General features: G+C 36.7%; 16 protein-coding genes. All 16 read left to right on the top strand.

The annotated features are described in order from the left end of the window. Nucleotides 1-132: 132 nt before the first annotated feature. The 16 genes from ACTNEP_RS15630 to ACTNEP_RS15555 all read left to right on the top strand — a co-directional run bounded on the left by ACTNEP_RS15630 (nt 133) and on the right by ACTNEP_RS15555 (nt 20,251). Nucleotides 133-729, top strand: coding sequence for a hypothetical protein (locus ACTNEP_RS15630; RefSeq protein WP_441162952.1), 597 nt, complete (start codon nt 133-135; stop codon nt 727-729). 335 nt (nt 730-1,064) lie between these two features. Further along, nucleotides 1,065-2,423 carry an ABC transporter substrate-binding protein gene (locus ACTNEP_RS15625; RefSeq protein ID WP_441162951.1) on the top strand — a complete coding sequence of 453 codons (1,359 nt, stop codon included), beginning with the start codon at nt 1,065-1,067 and terminating at the stop codon, nt 2,421-2,423. A gap of 200 nt (nt 2,424-2,623) precedes the next feature. Then, nucleotides 2,624-3,496, top strand: a complete 873-nt coding sequence (locus ACTNEP_RS15620; protein WP_441162950.1) for a carbohydrate ABC transporter permease — start codon at nt 2,624-2,626, stop codon at nt 3,494-3,496. A 1-nt stretch (nt 3,497) separates the two neighbouring features. After that, complete coding sequence (locus ACTNEP_RS15615) at nt 3,498-4,328, top strand: carbohydrate ABC transporter permease (protein WP_441162949.1); 831 nt, start codon at nt 3,498-3,500, stop codon at nt 4,326-4,328. A 12-nt stretch (nt 4,329-4,340) separates the two neighbouring features. Continuing rightward, entirely contained in the window at nt 4,341-5,270 is a 930-nt protein-coding gene (locus ACTNEP_RS15610) for a glycoside hydrolase family 113 (protein ID WP_441162948.1), read from the top strand. Nucleotides 5,271-5,339: 69 nt separating this feature from the next. Next, nucleotides 5,340-7,793: a beta-mannosidase gene (locus ACTNEP_RS15605; protein ID WP_441162947.1), complete on the top strand. Its 2,454-nt coding sequence runs from the start codon at nt 5,340-5,342 to the stop codon at nt 7,791-7,793. Nucleotides 7,794-7,805: 12 nt separating this feature from the next. Continuing rightward, nucleotides 7,806-8,774 carry a glycoside hydrolase family 113 gene (locus tag ACTNEP_RS15600; protein ID WP_441162946.1) on the top strand — a complete coding sequence of 323 codons (969 nt, stop codon included), beginning with the start codon at nt 7,806-7,808 and terminating at the stop codon, nt 8,772-8,774. Nucleotides 8,775-8,923: 149 nt separating this feature from the next. Then, complete coding sequence (locus tag ACTNEP_RS15595; RefSeq protein WP_441162945.1) at nt 8,924-9,529, top strand: SGNH/GDSL hydrolase family protein; 606 nt, start codon at nt 8,924-8,926, stop codon at nt 9,527-9,529. A 330-nt stretch (nt 9,530-9,859) separates the two neighbouring features. Next, the gene (locus ACTNEP_RS15590; RefSeq protein ID WP_441162944.1) at nt 9,860-10,024 is read left to right on the top strand and encodes a DUF2197 domain-containing protein; all 165 of its coding nucleotides are present in this window, start codon (nt 9,860-9,862) and stop codon (nt 10,022-10,024) included. Nucleotides 10,025-10,254: 230 nt separating this feature from the next. Then, nucleotides 10,255-11,244, top strand: a complete 990-nt coding sequence (locus ACTNEP_RS15585; RefSeq protein ID WP_441162943.1) for an aldo/keto reductase — start codon at nt 10,255-10,257, stop codon at nt 11,242-11,244. 19 nt (nt 11,245-11,263) lie between these two features. Further along, nucleotides 11,264-12,220: an acetylxylan esterase gene (locus ACTNEP_RS15580; RefSeq protein WP_441162942.1), complete on the top strand. Its 957-nt coding sequence runs from the start codon at nt 11,264-11,266 to the stop codon at nt 12,218-12,220. A gap of 21 nt (nt 12,221-12,241) precedes the next feature. Further along, on the top strand, nt 12,242-13,585 hold the full coding sequence (locus ACTNEP_RS15575; protein WP_441162941.1) for a GH1 family beta-glucosidase: 1,344 nt from the start codon (nt 12,242-12,244) through the stop codon (nt 13,583-13,585). Nucleotides 13,586-13,866: 281 nt separating this feature from the next. Then, nucleotides 13,867-17,502, top strand: coding sequence for an S-layer protein (locus tag ACTNEP_RS15570; protein WP_441162940.1), 3,636 nt, complete (start codon nt 13,867-13,869; stop codon nt 17,500-17,502). Between the two features lie 290 nt (nt 17,503-17,792). Next, nucleotides 17,793-18,461: a YesL family protein gene (locus ACTNEP_RS15565; RefSeq protein ID WP_441162939.1), complete on the top strand. Its 669-nt coding sequence runs from the start codon at nt 17,793-17,795 to the stop codon at nt 18,459-18,461. Next, a complete protein-coding gene (locus ACTNEP_RS15560; RefSeq protein WP_441162938.1) occupies nt 18,451-19,392 on the top strand; it encodes a carbohydrate ABC transporter permease in 942 nt (313 codons plus the stop codon). Before ACTNEP_RS15565 ends, ACTNEP_RS15560 begins: the two co-directional genes overlap by 11 nt. Before the next feature lie 19 nt (nt 19,393-19,411). Further along, nucleotides 19,412-20,251, top strand: a complete 840-nt coding sequence (locus ACTNEP_RS15555) for a carbohydrate ABC transporter permease (RefSeq protein ID WP_441162937.1) — start codon at nt 19,412-19,414, stop codon at nt 20,249-20,251. The last annotated feature ends 28 nt before the right edge of the window (nt 20,252-20,279 follow it).

Genomic DNA, 20,279 nt, shown 5'->3' with positions numbered 1-20,279 from the left:
TTGGTTTTATTTGAAAAGACAGAAAGTTATACTAAAGATAATTTTGGTTTAATTCGCAATTTTATCCCGTGCGAATAAGAATCGCAGTAATGCAGGGTTTTCTGTTGGAATGTAGACAAAGGATGATGAGTAATGAGTGATTCGATTCAAAAAGTATTTCAGTTCTGTTATAAACTATTTTTAATAAGTTTTTATTATTGGTTGTACCTTCTAAAAGGTTTGATTATATATAGTTTTATACCGGCAACAGCATCATTGCTAAAAACGTGTGAGCAATTCTTAATCAAGGATAATCCAGAAGATATCCGTTTATTGTTCAAGGAAAATTATCAAAGATATCATTCATACTATTTCGCTTCCTTTTTAAGTGTAATGTTTGTTATTTTAAGCTACACCGCCTTGTTTTTTGTAAACCGATCTGACCATTCATTTAGCCTAGCTATGATTATTGTTATTATTTATTTTATGGTATTGTTTGTGATTAACTTTACTTTTGGACTGTATTATCTGACTAAGGGTAAGAAAGAGTGGAGAAATTTGTTGGCGTTCGCCTTCGTTTCTTCCATTAAATATCCGTTAAGATCCTTATATATCTTGTTTATTGTAGCTGTTTTATACGTTTTACTTACCTGGAACCTTGTTGCATTTGTCGCACTGGCTCCTTGTATATATGGATGTGGTATTACCACTAGTTTTATCAAATTTTCGCCTCCGTTTTTAGAAAAATAGGATGAGAGAAAGATTAAACCCTTGAGTTTTTTCTCAAGGGTTTTTTGCTCGTTCGGAAAGAAAGTATAATGAATTAGATTGAAGATTATTTAAATCTTTAGTATACCATAATAACTTTAACGCTAAATTAATCACCTTTATCTATTATTATAGATCAAAAGCAACCTAATATAGGTTGGTGTGATCGTAATGGAATAAAAAGAGTGGTTAAATATGATTAAAATCACTGATAAAAAAGCAAAAAAAGTTATTGACTAGCAAGCGTTTTCAGGTTATTATTAAGTTGTTATTAACTTAACGTTAACTTAATGAATTTAAGGAAGGGGTCAAAAAGCATGAGTAAAAAAATAATAGTGTTTTTTGCAAGCATGTTAATCGTTGTAGGTATTATTGCTGGATGTTCATCCGATAGTGAAGATGGTAGCAATAACAATAGTGATGACACAGGATCTGACGCACCACTTTATGAAACTTGGAATGACAAAGATCCAGAAGAAATTGAAGGAGACCTTACTGTCATCACACACAGAACGGATATTGTAGATTCTGTCTATCAAGATTATAGAGAGCAATTTAATGAAAAGTATCCAAATGTAAACGTGGAATTTGAAGCACTAACTGATTACGGTGGGGAAATCATGCCCCGTATGAACACGCAAGATTATGGGGATGTACAATATTTACCAGTAGAAGTACCAATAGCAGATATTCCAAACTTCTTTGAACCGATGGGTAAATTAGATGAAATGGAAGAAAGTTATTTAGGTGTAGAAGAACGAGCGGTAGACAACACTGTCTATGGTATTCCAATTGCTGTTACTTACACTGGTGTTATTTATAACAAAGCTGTATTTGAAGAAGCTGGTGTGGAAGGGATTCCAGCAACTCAAGAAGAGTTTATGGATGCTATGCAAAAAATTAAAGAGAACACAGATGCAATTCCACTTTATACAAACTATGGAGATGGTTGGCCGTTAACACAATGGGAAGGTGCTGTAACGACAACAGCTGGTGATGTAGATTACTATAATGTGGACATGCTGGATGATCCAACTCCATTTGATGAAGGGGATCCACACTATAAACATTATAAATTAATGTATGATCTCGCTGAACAAGGTTTGATTGAGGATGATCCACTAACAACAGATTGGGAATCGTCTAAAGTAAGAATGAACAATGGTGAAATTGCCACAATGGTGTTAGGTTCATGGGCACTGGAACAAGTTCAAGGTGCTGGTGACAATCCGGATGATATTGCGATTATGCCATTTCCTACTGATGCGGAATCTACCATTTTCTCATTGGGTGCCGATTTAAATATTTCAATTAATAAACATAGTGAAAATAAAGAAGCAGCTTTTGCTTGGGTTGACTGGTTTATTCATGAATCAGGATACTCTGTAGAACAAGCTGGTGGTATTAGTGCATCACAAGATGTTCCATTACCAGAGGCGTTAGCAGCTGGTGAAGAAGAAGGTTGGGAATTCTCGATGTTAACACCTTCCCCAGACGATAAGAAAGGTTTATTAGATGAAATCGATAAAGAATCAGAAGTAGGACTCTGGTTAGAACCGAGAAAACAAATTCTTATCGAAGCTGCAATTGGTAATCGTGACGATTCATTTGATGATTTAATGAATAAATGGAATGAAGATTGGTCTGCCGCTTATGAAAAAATTGTAAATGAATAATAATGTGTAATCTACACTATTCACCAAATTGTGGTGAATAGTGTGCCTTTTCACATCTATCTATTTTTACTGTCATTAAGGCAGATAGTAAGAGTCTCTCTACAAATAATAGTTTAATAGAGAAAGTGAAAATTAAATGAAATGGTGGAAGTAGCTTGCTTCCAGTTTCATTTAGTTTTTACAGGAGGTGCGACAATCAGATGTTTTCCAAATTTTCTTATAAAACGCAACGAAACATTATTATTGTTACTTTTTTAATTGTGCCATTGACATTACTGGCTACTTTTTCCTTTCTGCCTGTTGCAAATATGTTTTGGTATAGTGTTACAGATTGGAACGGATATAGTGATAAAGAATTTGTTGGACTAGAAAATTATATTACTGTATTTACTGATCCAGAGTATTTCCGTGTGTTTGGTGTCAGTTTATATTATTTCTTTGCGACATTTGTTCAAATGGGGCTTGCCCTCTACTTTGCAACAATTCTCAGCTTTAAAGTCAGATTTACTAATTTCTTCAAAGGTGTAATTTTCTTTCCGTATTTACTTAACGGTGTAGCGATCGGTTTTATGTTTTTATTTTTCTTCCGTCCAGATGGCGCATTAGACACGGTATTGCAAATGATTGGTCTCGGTGATTTTACCATGCATTGGCTTGGTAATCCAGATATTATCAATATTTCATTAGCCGGTACTTCGGTATGGAGATATATGGGATTTAACTTCATTATCTTTTTGGGTGCGATATCATCCATATCTAGTGAAGTTTATGAGGCTGCAGAAATAGATGGTGCCAACCGTTGGCAACAGTTCCGTTACATTATTTTGCCGAGTATTCGCATTATTATTTCTTTAAATCTTGTATTAGCAATTAGCGGTGCTTTAAGTGCTTTTGAAATTCCTTATATTATGACAGGTGGAGCAAATGGAAGTGCAACATTTGTTATTCAAACAGTAGACACAGCATTTAAATATGGAAAAATTGGTCTTGCATCAGCGATGGCGGTTATTCTGTTGTTTATTGTGATCATTGTAACGGTACTGCAAAAACGATTCTTTTCGGAGGAGGATTAAGATGAAAGCAAAGTATGCAGCTGGAGGCATTTTGAAGTATGGATCATTAATTTTAGGGGTTATTGCTGCTTTATTACCCATATTAGTTGTGTTTTTTGCCTCTTTTAAAACAGGTACAGAATATACTACGACAGGTCCTTTAACACCTCCGAGTGATTGGACAAATTTTGATAATTATAAACGTGCTTTTGTGGAAGGGAATATGTTAAATGGTTTTAAAAACACAGTGATTATACTAGTCATTTCCATAATTGGTACAACTTTAATCGGTTCGATGGTTGCCTTTGTATTAAATCGTTTCAAATTTAGAGGAAGTAAGTTAATTTTAGGTGCTTTTCTTCTTGCGACATTAATACCGGGTGTAACAACGCAAGTAGCAACCTTTCAAATCGTTAATAGCCTTGGGTTATTTAATACAATGTGGGCAGCGATCATCCTTTACTTGGGCACAGATATTATTGCTATCTATATTTTCTTGCAATTTATGAATTCAATTTCGGTATCGTTAGATGAATCAGCGATGTTGGATGGGGCATCCTATTTTACTATTTATGCAAAAATTATTTTGCCGTTATTAAAACCAGCAATTGTTACGGTCATTATTGTAAGAGGGATTGCAGTATATAACGATTTCTACACACCATTCCTCTATATGCCTAAAACAGATTTGCATGTTATTTCGACAGCACTTTTTAAATTCCAAGGGCCTTATGGATCTGAGTGGGAGGTTATCTGTGCCGGAATTATGCTTGCCATTATTCCAACATTTATTGCATTTATCTCATTACAAAAACATATTTATAATGGCTTAACATCAGGATCAGTGAAATAACGGAGGTATCTTATGGAGTATATTAAGGGATTTACGTTTGGCTGGGGAGCTAAACGTGGGGATTTTACCAAACAAGAAGCAAAAGAATCTTTACGATTAATGAAAGAAAGAACAGCAAGTAATTATGTTATTTTTGCTTTGGCAGCTACACAACAAACAGCATTTTCTACGGAGGTTATCTATAAAGGTGAGCACATGGTGACAGATGAAGAGCTAAAAGAAATGATTGATTATGCACGAAGCCTTGAGTTAAAGGTAATGATCAAACCTACAGTTAATCCTGCTGATGGAATTTGGCGGGCACATATTAATTTCTTTGATTTGGATGTTCCGTGTGAACCACAGTGGAAAGATTGGTTTAAAAGCTATACAGATTATCAATTACACTATGCCAAAATAGCAGAAGAGAAAGAGGTAGAAATGTTGATTGTTGGCTGCGAAATGGTACAAACAGAGCGGCGTGAAAAAGAGTGGCGTAGGCTAGTAAAAGATGTCCGTGAAGTTTACTCCGGGTTAATTACGTATAACACAGATAAATATCAGGAAGCAAATGTAACCTGGTGGGATGAAGTAGACGTTATTTCATCCAGTGGTTATTATCCGTTAGGAGACTGGGACAATCAATTGGATAGAATTGAAAAGATTATCGAGCCATATCATAAACCTTTTTTCTTTGCGGAAGCGGGTTGTCCGAGCAGAGCTGGTTCAGGGCAAATTCCAAACGACTGGGGATGGGAAGGTGCGATTAATCAAGAGGAACAAGCTACTTTTTATCAAGACATGTTTGCAAAAACAGCAAAACGTGATTGGGTAAGAGGCTTCGGACTTTGGGATTGGAAGGCAATTCTCTATCCAGAATCCAAAGCGGATCAGGACTCAGATTATGCTGTCTATGGAAAATCGGCAGAAAAAGTGATAAAAGCTTTTTATCAATCGATGTAAAACAATAGGAGTCGTTCTATCGATTAGTACGGCTTCTACTATAAGAAGATTCTAATTAGGTGGGGGATTATGCTCAAGATAAATTTTAACGATAATTGGATGATAAAAGATTTACAGACAGAGAAAGAGTTTGAGATTAGATTGCCTGCTTCGGTTATGAGTGCTTTATTGGATGCGAATGAAATAGAAGATCCTTTTTATAGAGATAATGAAGATCTAGCCTTAGAAGTGGCAAGTAAAGACTATCTGTTTTCTAAGAGATTTGAAGTAGATCAGAAAATACTTGCACATGAAAAAGTTACGATTACTTTTCATGGGATCGACACCATAGCAGAAATTTCCATCAACGGTCATAAACTAGCGACAACGGAAAATATGCATCGTATTTATGAATGGAACATTCAACCATTTTTAGTTAAGGGAGAAAATGTGTTGAATGTCATGTTATTCTCTCCATTAAAATACATTGAAGAAAAACAAAAAAATGACCGTTTAGCTGGTGTTGATCATGCTGTAGACGGTTATCAGCATATACGGAAAGCACACAGTATGTATGGTTGGGATTGGGGTCCGAAAATACCTGATTTAGGTATATGGCGAGATGTAGAATTGAAAGCCTGGAATACCAATCGATTAGAGGAAATACATGTCCGCCAAATTCATGAGGCTAATCGAGTTAAGGTTATGTTCAATGTAGCTGTAGAAAATGAAGGTGACCAAAGTGAAATAACCGTTTTGTTAAAAGACCCTGAAGGAAATATGATTAGCCAGTCTATTATAGATCGTCGCCAAAAGGAACCGTTAATTTTTGAGGTGGAAAATCCACATCTTTGGTGGCCTGTCGGTTATGGTGAGCAATCACTATATACGATAGAGGTTTCACTTAAGAAGGATGGGGAGCTAATTGATAGACTGACTAAAAGAATCGGTCTAAGAACGATTGAAGTAAAGCATGAACCTGATGAGTGGGGAAAATCATTTGCGTTTATCGTGAATGGCTATCCCATCTTTATGAAAGGTGCAAACTATATTCCAGAAGATAATATACTGCCGAGGACATCGAGGGAGCGCACAGAACGCTTGATTCAAGATGCAGTGGCTGCCAATTTTAACATGATCCGTGTCTGGGGTGGTGGACATTACCCGGAGAATTACTTCTATGATTTATGTGACGAGTACGGCATTATTGTTTGGCAGGATTTTATGTTTGCGTGTAGTATTTACCGCTTAACAGAACAGTTCGAGCAAAGTGTACGTCAAGAAGCAATCGATCAGATTAAACGAATTCGTCATCATGCTTGTCTTGGTATCTGGTGTGGCAATAATGAGGTAGAAGAGGCAATGGAGCATTGGGGGTGGCCAAAAAGAGCGGATTGGCGTAGAGATTATATCAAATTATTTGAAATCATTTTGCCTGATATTGTTGCCGAATATGATCCACAAACCTTCTATTGGTCCTCTTCTCCTTCATCAGGTGGAGGGTTTGATAATCCGCGTGATCCGAATGTTGGGGATGTCCATTATTGGGAAGTATGGCATGGTCAAAAGCCCTTTACTGATTATCGTAACTATTATTTCCGCTTTTGCTCTGAATTTGGTTTTCAGTCATTCCCATCTATGAAAACTATTGAGAGCTTTACGAAACCGGAAGATCGTAATATTTTCTCAAGGGTAATGGAGAAACATCAGAAGAATGATGCTGCAAATGGGATGATTCTTTACTATTTGTCTGAGAACTTTCTTTACCCGAAAAACTTTGATGCACTTCTTTACACTTCACAATTGCTACAAGCAGAAGCGATTAAATACGGTGTAGAGCATTGGAGACGAAACTTAGGCAGATGTATGGGATCACTTTATTGGCAGTTAAATGATTGCTGGCCGGTCGCTTCATGGTCAAGTGTTGACTATTACGGCCGCTGGAAAGCATTGCACTATTACGCAAGAAAATTCTATGATCCTATTCTATTATCGATAGAAGAAGGGAAACATGATGCTTCTATCTATGTCACCAATGATCATCTAGAAGCCGTTACTGGTCGAATTGAATGGAAATTACGCGATAATCAATCAACAATCATACGACAGGGCGAGCTCGATATAGAGGTAGATGCTTTAACAGCAAAATCTTGCCAATACTTAGATTTTAAGGATGACCTTCAGAAGGAGTCGAAGTACCAAACATACTTGGAAGCAATTCTCTATATTGATGATCAAGTTTATAGTAGTACAACGGTTATTTTCACCAAACCGAAGCATTTTGAATTTTTAAATCCACAATTACAAGTCACAGTGGATGAAAATGATCAACAATGGATAATAAGTGTAAGTGCAAAAGCATATACGAAATATGTAGAAATTCAAGCTGATCAGGACTTGATTTTATCAGATAATTTCTTTGATTTATCAGCAAATGAGCGAAAGATCGTCACAGTAGACAAAAGCAGTTTGACGAAAGAATTAACAAAAACAGATCTAGAAAAGGCACTCAAGGTAAGAAGTGTTTACCATATTACACATTAAGGATGAAATAGCATGCAGGAACTTTTCGTAAAAGGTATAACGTATGGATGGAATACAACAAGAGGAGCTTATCAGACAGACGCCGCTGTCGATTCATTGAAAAAATTAAAAGATACAGGTAGTGAATGGATTGCTTTATCGTTCTTTGCCTTACAAGACACCTACCATTCAACTGACATTCATTTTGATTATGGGCATACGATGACAGACAGGGATATTATTTTTGCTGTAAAGCAGGCTAAATCATTAGGTTTAAAAGTTTGCCTGAAGCCTGTTGTGAACTGTCGCGATGGTATTTGGCGAGCACGCATCGGTTTTCCAGAAGAAGCTGAGAATGACTGGAATAGGTGGTTCCAGTCCTATACCAATTTCTTATTACATTATGCTGAACTAGCAGAAGAACTTGATTGTGAGATGTTCTGTATTGGTTGTGAAATGATAAATACTGAATCTCAGGTAAACAGATGGCGACTTGTTATTAAACAGGTTCGTCATCTGTATAATGGCCCAATCATTTACAATGCCAACCATGGCAAAGAGGAAGGTGTTGAATGGTTTGATGCCGTTGATTTTATCGGTACAAGTGCTTATTATCCAGTAGCAGAAAAGCCAGGTGATTCAGTAGAAAACATGGTGAAAAATTGGATGAAGATAAGTGTTAAGTTAGAAAACCTTTCTCAACAATACAACAAGCAGATCATTTTTATGGAAATTGGCTGTCGCAGTGCATTAGGTTGTGCTACAATGCCGTGGGACTTTGAACATACTAGTTTGCCTTTTAATGAGGATGAACAGGCAAACTTTTATGAGTCTGTGTTTCAAGTATTTTGGGATAAACCTTGGTTTGCCGGATTTTTTTGGTGGGACTGGAAAGCGGAATTATATCCTTTAGAAGATGCTAAAAATAATCACGATTTTGATATCTACGGTAAAAAGGCAGAGCATGTTGTGCAGCACTGGTATAATAAAGAGCGACTATGATCATGAATACCCGGATCATTAGTGAAACTTATCAAGTTGTTAGCCTTCTACTAAAACCTTGTGTTACTAGAAGCTTGGAATGGGGTCTTACCGACGATTAGTATCGTGATAGAGAAAACACTCGTTAGTAAACCGTAAGGAGAATGGTGATGGAACTAGGAAAGCGAATAGTTTTGATCGGTGACAGTATTACGGAATGGGGAAAACATGAGGATCCAGAAGGAATAGGAACGGGTTATGTACGACTTCTTCATGATTATTTACATGTAGCGGAACCTCAAAAGAAGTTTGAGATTTTTAACAAGGGTGTTGGTGGTGATCGCATTTTTAATTTAAAACAACGGTGGCAACAGGATGTTATCGATTTAGCACCTGACGTTGTTTCGATATCGATTGGGATCAATGATGTTTGGCGTCAGTTAGATCAGCCGGAAATGGAACAAGTTTCACCAGAAGCATTTGAAACGACCTATCGTCAATTGTTAGAGCAAGTAACATCATGTCAATTGATTTTAATGGAACCAACTGTGATTGATGAGAATTTACATGCAAAGGGTAACCAACTGCTAAAAAAGTATGTGGAGATTGTCAATCAATTAGCCAGTGAATACCAGGCATTGTTAGTCCCTACACATAAAGCCTTTGTCCAGTACTTAGAGACAAACAGTGGATACGGACTTACAATAGATGGTGTTCACATGAATAGTGTTGGCAATATGCTGATGGCAAAAACGTGGATAGAAGCAGTAACATAACTACATTTGTACTAAATGAAGTAGTTCTATTTTGGAGTGCAAGCAATAATTTGTGTTCCGAAATGGACTACTTTTTTTGGTATTGTCTGAATCTGATCGCGTTTTATTATAATAATTGGACTTTTGTTTACATTATTTGTACGATCGTATTAAATATAAACATGAATAATATAGATAAAACAATTAGCGTAAAAGATATGTCATGTTTCGAAAAAACGGTGGAATTCAAAATTGGGTACAAAAATCCGTCTTTTTGCAGTCCCTGTACCATTCAAGAATAATTTAATCTTTGATAAGTCAACCAGCAAGTAAATCTTAGGAGGATATAGAATGATTTACTATGAAGTGCTTTGCTCTAGTTGTAAAAGAACATTCAAAGTTTATGAAGGAACCTTGAAGTATAAACAGTTCAAGGAAAGAAAGAGTAAAATATTTTGTTGTGAAGATTGTAGTCATAGAATACGCTTCGAAGCAATTAAAAATTTTTTTAGATAGACGGAAGAAAGGTATGGAAAAGAGTGGGTTTAAGAATATGCTTATCACAGGAAAACTATTATCTAACAAAATTAATAGTAATGAAAATTAGATTATTCTTTTCGAAAACGATTGCAAATTTCAGATAATTATATAATAATAATATTGATAGCTTCCTTATGTTTTTAAGTTAACGATAACTTAATTGTGTGGTATAATGAAAACGGTAACCTAATTAGAGGAGGGCGTTTATGCCATACATAGCAAATCAAGAAAGATATCAGCAAATGACTTATAATCGTTGTGGTGATAGTGGCTTACTACTTCCAGCCATATCATTAGGTTTGTATCGAAATTTTGGTGAAGATACTCCATATGATCAAGCAAAAGAAATTATCTTAACTGCTTTTGATAATGGTATTACTCATTTTGATTTAGCGAATAATTATGGAGAGTCAAATGGAAGTGCTGAATCATTATTCGGTCAAATTGTAAGTACTGAATTATCAGCTTATCGTGATGAACTGATTATCGCGACAAAAGCAGGTTATGAGATGTGGCCGGGACCTTATGGTGATGGTGGTTCACGTAAATATTTACTGGCTAGCCTAGACCAGAGCTTACAAAGATTAGGCATAGATTATGTAGATATTTACTACTCGCATCGTTATGATCAGGACACTCCATTAGAGGAAACGATTTCGGCATTAGATACTGCAGTTAAACAAGGTAAAGCCTTATATGCAGGTGTTTCCAATTATCCAGCTGATATTATGGAGGAGGTCATCCCTTTATTTAAGCAATACCAAACACCTTTTGTTGTTCATCAAACTCAATATTCAATGTTTTTGAGAGAACCGGAGGATCAATTATTTCCTTTATTAGAGAAGGAAGGACTTGGAGCAATTGTTTATCAACCGTTATTTCAGGGATTGTTAAGTACAAAATATCAAGATGGGATTCCGGAAGGTTCTCGAATTGCGCAAAACGTGGACTCCATTTCTAGTGACCAGATTACCCCAGATCGAATAGCAAAAGTCCAACAATTAAAAGAAATAGCAGATAACAGAGGTCAATCTGTTCCTCAATTGGCTATCGCTTGGGTGCTAAAAAGGAAATCGGTTTCTTCAGCGTTAATTGGTGTTCGAAATGTTGAACAACTCATTGAAAATAGGGAAACAGTAGAAAATCTATCATTCACACATGAGGAAGTACAAGCGATTGACAGTATTTTATCTTAGCAAAAGGGGGGGAACACAGATGCACGTAGATATGCCACTCGAGGAGTTAGAAAACTATCGTGGTACCAACCCGAAACCGGAAGATTTTGATGCTTACTGGGAGCGGGCTTTAGCAGAATTAGATCAGTATTCATTGGCATATGAATTAGAGGAAGCGGATATCACGCCTCGTTTTGCAAACTGTTATCATTTGTATTTTACAGGGGTCGGTGGTGCACGAGTTCACGCTAAATTGGTTCAACCTAAGCATCCAACAGGTCAAGCAATTGCTATTTTTCATGGTTATTCAGTAGATAGTGGTGATTGGCTCGATAAATTAGCCTATGCAGCGCAAGGAATTACTGTCCTAGCATTAGATTGTCGAGGACAGGGAGGTTTATCAGAGGATACACTCCAAATAAAAGGATCAACATTAAGAGGTCATATTATTAGAGGACTCGAAGATAATAATCTTGATCATCTCTATTATCGAAACGTATTTCTTGATACCGTCCAGACGGTTAGAATATTACAATCGATAGAAGGAGTAGATAAAAATCGCATCGGTGTCTATGGTCAATCACAAGGTGGGGCATTGGCTACTGCTTGTGCAGCACTAGAGCCGACTGTTAAACATTTATATGCAGTTTATCCTTTCCTATCTGATTATGAAAGAGTATGGAAGATGGATGTGCAAAACAGTGCTTATGAGGAAATAGCTTATTTTTTCCGGTGTTTTGATCCGACACACCAGCGACATCAAGAAATTTTCACGAAATTAGGATATATCGATATTCAACATCTAGCAGATCGAGTTCAAGCATCTGTGCAATGGATAACAGCTATGAGGGATCACATTTGTCCGCCATCTACGCAGTTTGCGGCATATAACAAGATTCGTTCTGAAAAAGAGATAATACTCTACCATGAGTATGGGCATGAACATTTGCCACATCATGCTGATCAAGCTTTTCAACAATTTTTAACTAGATTATAGATTTATTGGAGGGGTATAACAATGGCAATAATTCAATTTCCGAAAGATATGCAATGGGGGACAGCTACAGCATCTTATCAAATTGAAGGGGCTGCAAGTGAAGGTGGTCGAGGTGTTTCGATTTGGGATACATTTTCGAAAACACCAGGTAATGTCGTAAATGGGGATAATGGAGATGTAGCTTGTGACAGCTATCACCGTTATGAAGAAGACGTGGAGTTAATGAAGGACCTTGGCATTGATGTGTATCGTTTTTCAGTAGCATGGCCGAGAATTTTTCCTAATGGTACTGGTGAAGTGAACCAAGAAGGATTGGATTATTATCACCGTTTAGTTGATAAATTATTAGAAAATGGCATTGAGCCGATGTGTACACTCTATCACTGGGACCTGCCACAAGCATTACAGGATAAAGGTGGTTGGGGTAACCGTGAAACCATCCATGCATTTGTAGATTATGCGGAGCTAATGTTTAAAGAGTTTTCTGGCAAAATTAAAAAGTGGCTAACATTAAATGAACCGTGGTGTATCTCCTTTTTATCTAACTATATCGGTGTCCATGCACCAGGAAATCGAGACCTGCAATTAGCAACGCAAATTTCACACCACTTGCTGGTAGCTCATGGGAAATCCGTACAAAAGTTCCGAGAGCTTGGAGTGGATGGTGAAATTGGTTTTGCTCCAAATACGACCTGGCTAGAGCCTTATAGTAATCGTCAAGAAGATATTGATGCATGTAATCGTGAAATTGGCTGGTATATTGAATGGTTTATGGATCCGGTATTTAAAGGAAGCTATCCAAGCTTTATGATCGATTGGTTTAAGAAAAAAGGTGTGGAATTAGAAATAGAGGATGGCGATATGGAAACAATTAATCAACCAGTAGATTTCCTTGGTATTAACTATTACACGGGTCATATTGCGCGTTATAAAGAGAATGAAGGGTTACTTGATTGGGAGATGGTCGAAATGAATTATGACCGTACCGATATCGGCTGGCCAATCTTCCCTGAAGGTTTTTATCAAGTGTTGATGCGTATTAAGAATAGCTATGGTGACATTCCTATTTATATTACGGAAAATGGTTCTTGTTATAATGATGAACCAGAGAATGGGAGTGTAAAAGATGCTGGACGTATAAATTATCTCGAGCAACATTTAACTGCATTGAGTCGTGCAATCGCATCAGGCGTTAATATTAAAGGTTATATTACCTGGTCACTCATGGATAACTTCGAATGGGCGGAAGGTTATACCATGCGTTTCGGTATTGTACACGTCAACTATCGGACATTAGAACGTACGAAGAAAGACAGTTTTTATTGGTATAAGCAAACCATTGCAAATAATTGGTTTGAGAAGTAAAAGGGTAAGGGCTTCCGACAATGGAGGTCCTTTTTTAAAAGGAAAAAAGTATAAAATCAGTGCGATGACCATGTTAATTGAAGTAGTTATTTTTAAAATGTCAAATTAACAATAAAACGAGTAAAAATATTATCAAAAAGTCACAAGCTTATATGAAATAATGTAAGCGTATCCATTTTGTGAGAGGAGGCATTGTATCTTTCTCAGCATGACAATACAAAGGTGATGATGGATGAGAGGAATGTGACGGGACTAAATACCTTTGAAAGGAATGGTGGAACATGACCGGGAGAGGGAACTATTTTAAACTAATTATCGGATTTTTAGCTATAACACTAATTTTATTAGGAGTTGGAACACTTATCGGAAGCAATCAGTCACAAGCAGAAGAACTAACTAAGACGATTACGATCGATGGTAATGATGTGGACGAACACAATCGTTTTAAAGGTTTTGGTACTGTATCAGGCAATAATACCTCACGGTTGTTACTCGATTATAAAGAAGAGCATCCGGAAAAATACTGGGAAATTATGAATCACTTATTTAATAAAGACACCGGAGCAGGATTAGCGCACGTGAAAGTAGAATTAGGCGGTGATATTAACTCGTCGTCCGGAACAGAACCAGCAACAATGCGTTATGCAGATGAGCCTGCCAATGTCTTAAGAGGTGCTGGCTTTCAGTTTGCTGCAGATGCAAAATCTATTAATCCTGCTATCACAACAGAAATCTTACGATGGGGGGAACCTCGTTGGACTTGGAACGGTGCTAGTGACAAAGAATATGAAAATCGTTACCAATGGTATAAACAAACAATGGATGCTGTTAAAGAAGAGTATGGCTTCCAATTGGATTATATCGGCATATCTCAAAATGAGAGAGCACAGCATGGCAATGGTAGAAATGAAGTGGAATGGCTTGAGTATTTTACTTCTAGAATAAAAGAAGAACCTAATTATGAAGAAGATTATCAAGATATAAAGCTAGTTGCTGCTGATGGCTATCGAGATACAGAGACAATTAGTCGTACATTATTAGACCATCCAAATTTGATTGACGAAATTGATGTGATTAGTTCTCATTATGGTCTGACAGGTTCAAATGAATTATCAGAGTTACAAGACAAATTAATCGAAGAAGGGAAGCAACCAAAAGAGATTTGGGTTTCAGAAGGCATTGCACCAATGATTAATGCTAGGTACCGTGAGAACATGGAACCACATTACAATGGCCTTGGTGGACGTGGCGGTATTATTGATGTGACATCACGGATCATTTCTGTCTATTCGTGGGAAGGAGCAGGCAATCTGCCATTAAATGCTGTTTCATTTGATTTTCAACCATCTGTTGCTGCTTTCTACCAAGGTGCACAATACAACCCAAAGCATTTAATTAGTGCATTTGATCCTTGGTCAGGTTTTTATGAGGTAGATGGTGGTCTTCAAGGTGTCAGACATGTCATGAATTTTGTTGGCTATGATGATCCATCTACAACTGAAAATGAAAGATGGCAATATATAAAGAATGCTACTTACAGTGATGGTAATTTCTTTGATGGAGGAGTAGACGTAGATACCAGTACACATAATTATATGACATTGAAAGATCCAGAAACAGACGATTACACAACTATTTTCGCTAACAATACGAAAGACACACGTAAATATACGATTGAGTTAGAAAACTTGGATGGAAAAGAGGATGCGGAAGTATTTGTTTGGGAGACTCGTGGGCCTGAAGAAGGACAAGATTATGATGAAAATTGGTTTCAACATATAGAAACCATTCAACCGGAAGATGGAACGTATGAGATTGAGGTAAAACCTTATTCGATCGTGACCATTTCTACGTTAGATAAAGAAACGGAAATCGATGATTTTGCATATCAATCAGATCCGGTAGATTTATCAGAAGATACGATTATGCCTTTACCTTATACAGATGATTTTGAGTATAATGAATATCCCGTGGACGACAAAGGTAGAGACTATGTAGAACGACGTGGAGGTACACCAAGATATACAACAGATCAAATCGGTGCCTTTGAGGTTGTAAAAGAGGCAACAAAGCCAGCTTCAAACGGAAGCTCAGACAGAATAAAACGAGACATCCCGGACGCAAAAAAGCACGGAAACATGCTACAACAAAAAATCACACCAGATATTATCGGAGCAGAATGGGCTGTTTGGGGTGGAACAGACGGATCTGAAGCGAATGTTAATCCTAATACCAATATCGGAGATTTCCGCTGGGTGAATTACAAAGTATCGTATGACTTTTTATTAGATACCCATACTCCAGAGGTTGAAGGCAGAGAAAATTATGCTTTAATCGGTGTTCGCCAAGTTAAGTCTGATTGGTCTGATTCACAGGCACCTTATAATGCCAAGATTTACAAGGATGGAAAGTACGAAATTCTTAAGCTTGATGATGTAGTAGAAGAGGGAAAAATAGAAGGATTTGATAATACCGTTTGGCACAATTTAGCATTTGAAGCAAAAGGTAATATCTTTACTCTTTATCTGGATAAGGAGGAAATTGCCTCCTATACGGATGAGGACTCAACTGTCATGGCCGGTAGAGTGTCGATAGGTTCAGGTTATTACGAAACACTTATTGATAATTTGAAAATTGAGCCAATAAAAGGTTACTCATATGAATCACTGAAACTAGATAATGCGCAAGGTAAAATTTATGAGACAGAAGAAGAAGCATTAGCTAATGAGGATGAGTGGAATCCGATTGGATATATAGGAGACTGGGAATATATTCAGGCAGGCTATGCACATTATAATCGCACACAAATGAGCGTTTCAAGTGACTATCCTGTTTGGAATGGCATAACTGTAGATCATACGGATACGACGAATGAGCAAGGCACATTAAACAAAGTATTTTATTCTGGAGATTGGAGTTCCAATAGTGGAAATACCTGGGGGAGTGAGGGTGGCTCCTTTGAGATTACCTTTAAGGGAAATGCTATCCGTTTGTATGGGGAAGCAAATCCATCTAATGGAACGGCAGATATTTATTTAGATGGTGAACTTGTCGGTGAAGCTAATTATTTGAATAATAGCTCCATAGTAAAAATGGTTTGGGAAGCAACCGATCTGGAAGAAAAAGAACACACATTGAAAGTGATTGCCAAAGAAGGATATACTAGCTTTGTTCGAGCAGAAATAGAAACAGATGATCCGGTTGATTTCGAAGCTGTGACCACATTAGCTCCTAATGAATTTACTGCAATTGCGGATGATTCAGAAATTGGAAATGAGGAAAATACAGTGTATGCATACCGTGAGAATGGCAACACCTGGGGAGCAAATAGCACAAATGCTTGGGCTGACTTTAATGATAATCCTTATATCTTCATCAACTTCACAGGTACGGGAATTGATTATCTTGCAGGAGTAGAAAATGAAACAACCTATCATGTGGAATTAGACGGGGAAAGCGTCGGTGATTTTGATGTGGAGGATGATGGGATAAGATACTCTGTCAGAGGCTTAGAGGATAAACCCCACACATTAAAAGTTTCTTTAGGTGATAATGAAGCAAAAGAACAATATATGGATTATCGCGGTGTTAATATTTACAGCACACCGACTGAGAGTGAACATATGATTATCTTCGATTTTAAGGGAAGTGGCTTCAATTTATTTGGTGCAACAGCAGATGCGTTGATTGATGTATATATCGATGATCAGTTAGTTGATGAGGACTATCGGGTTTATTCAATGGGAGACAGGCAAACTTCTTATCATATTCGAGGATTAAAAAAGCAGAAGCACACAGCAAAAATAGTAGTGAAAGCTGGTAACTATGTGTTGGATGGAATTGATATTATAACAGGTGCTAGTCCAGCTGAGAAAAAGAAGGATAAAGAAAAAGGTAAAGGTAAAAAGAATAGATAGTAGTGATGTATACCTAGTAAATTAATTACCAAACAGATGGAAGCCCCAAACATTATTAGAATCACTAATTATAGTTTATCATGAAAACCATAACCAATAATAGAGCTAGCTAACAGTGTGTTCAGCTAGCTCTATTTCTGTTACCACCTACAATTCAAGCAAGGTTAACTCTTACATACTACGAGCACAGGAATCATAGAAGTCAAATATCTATCGATAAAAGTAAAAATAGTGCTATTTTTACCAAAATGAAAGCGTTTATAATTTGAGTAAGGAAAGGAGGAGGCCATATGCAGTTTGACACATCAAGTGGTTTATTCAAAATTTGTGAATGGCTCTATCGTCTTGCGTCACTCAATGTAATAGCAATCGGGTTTAGCTTGCTAGGTGGTATTGTACTCGGATTGTTCCCGGCAATCACCGCTATGTTCGCATTAAATAATAAATGGATTCAAGCCGAAGAGTTTCCTGTCATCAAAGAATTCTGGAAAGCATATAAGAAGCACTTTGTGAAAAGCAATTTACTTGGAGGCCTTATAATAGTCACTGCGATAGTCTTATACATTGATTTTGCGCTAGTTCAGAACTTTAGTGGAATACTATATTATTTAATTCTAAGTAGCAGTTCAACGGTATTAATTTTAAGCGTTATTGTTTTATTATATGTGTTTAGTTTCATGATTACATTTCCGGAATTAGGCTTGATCAAACAAATGAGAAGAGCTATCCAACTGAGTACACTATTTCCAAAACAAACGATCTGGATGGGATTATCATTAGTTAGTTTTCTTTTTATTTGTTGGGTGATACCAGGCTTGTCTTTCTTGTTTTTAGGTAGCGGTTTAACCTTTATTGCTATGTATTTTAGCAATTTTGCGCTACAAAGACTAGATTATTTCAAAACGCAACCATCCAATAAGAGAATCTTAGAAGAAAGAGGTGTTCTTCATGGCGAGTAATTCTGTTTCTACGACAGAGGAATTACAGCAATCGAAAAAAACAAGAAAATCAAAAATCGAAAAAAGCGAGAATTTTGTTGGGTTATTATTTGTTTCTCCTATGTTATTAGGAATTTCCGTGATTGTCCTGTTCCCGATTATTGCCACATTTATTCTCGCGTTTGCAGACTGGAAATTTGTTACCGGTATTGATCAGTTAAAATGGATCGGCTTTGATAATTTTCTCGCTTTAACAAACGATGAAAAATTCATTAAATCTGTGATTAATAATGCAATCTTTATATTTACTGTACCGATTACGATGATGGTTGCTCTTTTATTAGCAATTATCATTGATAAAAATGTCTATTTAAAAAGTTATTTTAAAGTAGCCTTTTTTATGCCGTACATTTCAAGTGTTGTCGCAATCGCTGTTGTATGGCAAGTGCTTTTTCATCCATCTCAGGGACCGATTAATCAAGTATTAATGACACTTGGAATTGAAAATCCGCCAACATGGATTTCTGATCCCGATTTTGCATTAATTTCGTTAATGATCATTCATATTTGGATATCAATCGGCTTTAGTTTAATTGTTTACATTGCAGGGTTACAGTCAATACCGAAAGAATTATATGAAGCCGCTGATATTGATGGTGCCAATAGTTGGTATAAATTTAGAAATATAACATTTCCATTGATATCGCCAACCTCCTTCTTTCTATTAATAACAGGGGTTATCGCCTCATTTAAAGTATTTGATTTAATCGCAGTATTAACAGAGGGTGGACCATTAAACTCAACGACGATGCTCGTTTGGCATTTATATGAAAGGGCGTTTTTGAATCTTGATGTAGGTTATGCATCGGCAATAGCGGTCGTATTGTTCTTATTCGTGTTTTCGATTACGATTATCCAATGGATTGGACAGAAAAAATGGGTGAATTACTAAGTGGAAGGATGTGATTTTGTTGCACAAACAAAGAAAATGGAATGTAAAAAAAATCCTCAGTACGATAATCTTATTTTTTTGTAGTATTGCATTTTTGCTTCCTTTTATCTGGATGATTTCAACATCACTAAAAATTGAAGCAGATGTTTTTAAATATCCAATTGAATGGATTCCGACAAGATGGAATGCTGTTAGTAACTATCAGGAAGTATGGTTTGGGGACCATCCTTTTTATTTATATTACTGGAATTCGATTAAAGTTGCTGTAAGTACTACGTTTATTTCTGTCGTCGTTTCTTCTTTAGCAGCTTATGGCTTCTCCAAGGTCCGATTTCCGGCAGGTGCTTGGTTATTTCTTATTGTGTTGGCAACGTATATGGTACCACCACAAGCTAGCTTGGTACCACAATTTATATTGTATCGCTATTTAGGATTGTTTGATACCCATATTGGTTTAATTTTATTAGGGAGTTTTAGTGTGCTTGGGACATTTATGCTCCGTCAATTTTTCATAGGTATCCATAATGACTTTATTGATGCTGCAAAAATAGATGGTGCGGGACATTGGCGGATCTTTTGGCGAATTGCCCTGCCGATTGTACGACCTGCAGTCGCAACATATGCTATCCTTCGTTTTATCTGGACATGGAACGATTATCAAAATCCGTTAATTTTCTTACGGACAGACGCTCTGTATACTATTCAATTAGCAATGCAAAAATTTACAACCATTAATGGCAGTTTTTATACGTTAATTATGGCTGCAGCGGTATCGGCGATACTTCCCTTATTGATTGTCTTTATATTAGGTCAAAAACATGTTATCGATGGTATTGCATTAGGAGGTGTTAAAGGATAAAGTAAAAAAAGTGTTGTCAAAGGTAAAA

This window comes from Gracilibacillus sp. HCP3S3_G5_2 (assembly GCF_052063305.1).
Taxonomy (GTDB): Bacteria; Bacillota; Bacilli; order Bacillales; family Amphibacillaceae; genus Gracilibacillus.
This window is presented reverse-complemented; position numbering and strand designations above follow the sequence as displayed.

Coding starts and splice junctions, on each gene's coding strand:
- ACTNEP_RS15630 (WP_441162952.1), top strand. CDS start 133: ATGAGTGATTCGATTCAAAAAGTATTTCAGTTCTGTTATAAACTATTT.
- ACTNEP_RS15625 (WP_441162951.1), top strand. CDS start 1,065: ATGAGTAAAAAAATAATAGTGTTTTTTGCAAGCATGTTAATCGTTGTA.
- ACTNEP_RS15620 (WP_441162950.1), top strand. CDS start 2,624: ATGTTTTCCAAATTTTCTTATAAAACGCAACGAAACATTATTATTGTT.
- ACTNEP_RS15615 (WP_441162949.1), top strand. CDS start 3,498: ATGAAAGCAAAGTATGCAGCTGGAGGCATTTTGAAGTATGGATCATTA.
- ACTNEP_RS15610 (WP_441162948.1), top strand. CDS start 4,341: ATGGAGTATATTAAGGGATTTACGTTTGGCTGGGGAGCTAAACGTGGG.
- ACTNEP_RS15605 (WP_441162947.1), top strand. CDS start 5,340: ATGCTCAAGATAAATTTTAACGATAATTGGATGATAAAAGATTTACAG.
- ACTNEP_RS15600 (WP_441162946.1), top strand. CDS start 7,806: ATGCAGGAACTTTTCGTAAAAGGTATAACGTATGGATGGAATACAACA.
- ACTNEP_RS15595 (WP_441162945.1), top strand. CDS start 8,924: ATGGAACTAGGAAAGCGAATAGTTTTGATCGGTGACAGTATTACGGAA.
- ACTNEP_RS15590 (WP_441162944.1), top strand. CDS start 9,860: ATGATTTACTATGAAGTGCTTTGCTCTAGTTGTAAAAGAACATTCAAA.
- ACTNEP_RS15585 (WP_441162943.1), top strand. CDS start 10,255: ATGCCATACATAGCAAATCAAGAAAGATATCAGCAAATGACTTATAAT.
- ACTNEP_RS15580 (WP_441162942.1), top strand. CDS start 11,264: ATGCACGTAGATATGCCACTCGAGGAGTTAGAAAACTATCGTGGTACC.
- ACTNEP_RS15575 (WP_441162941.1), top strand. CDS start 12,242: ATGGCAATAATTCAATTTCCGAAAGATATGCAATGGGGGACAGCTACA.
- ACTNEP_RS15570 (WP_441162940.1), top strand. CDS start 13,867: ATGACCGGGAGAGGGAACTATTTTAAACTAATTATCGGATTTTTAGCT.
- ACTNEP_RS15565 (WP_441162939.1), top strand. CDS start 17,793: ATGCAGTTTGACACATCAAGTGGTTTATTCAAAATTTGTGAATGGCTC.
- ACTNEP_RS15560 (WP_441162938.1), top strand. CDS start 18,451: ATGGCGAGTAATTCTGTTTCTACGACAGAGGAATTACAGCAATCGAAA.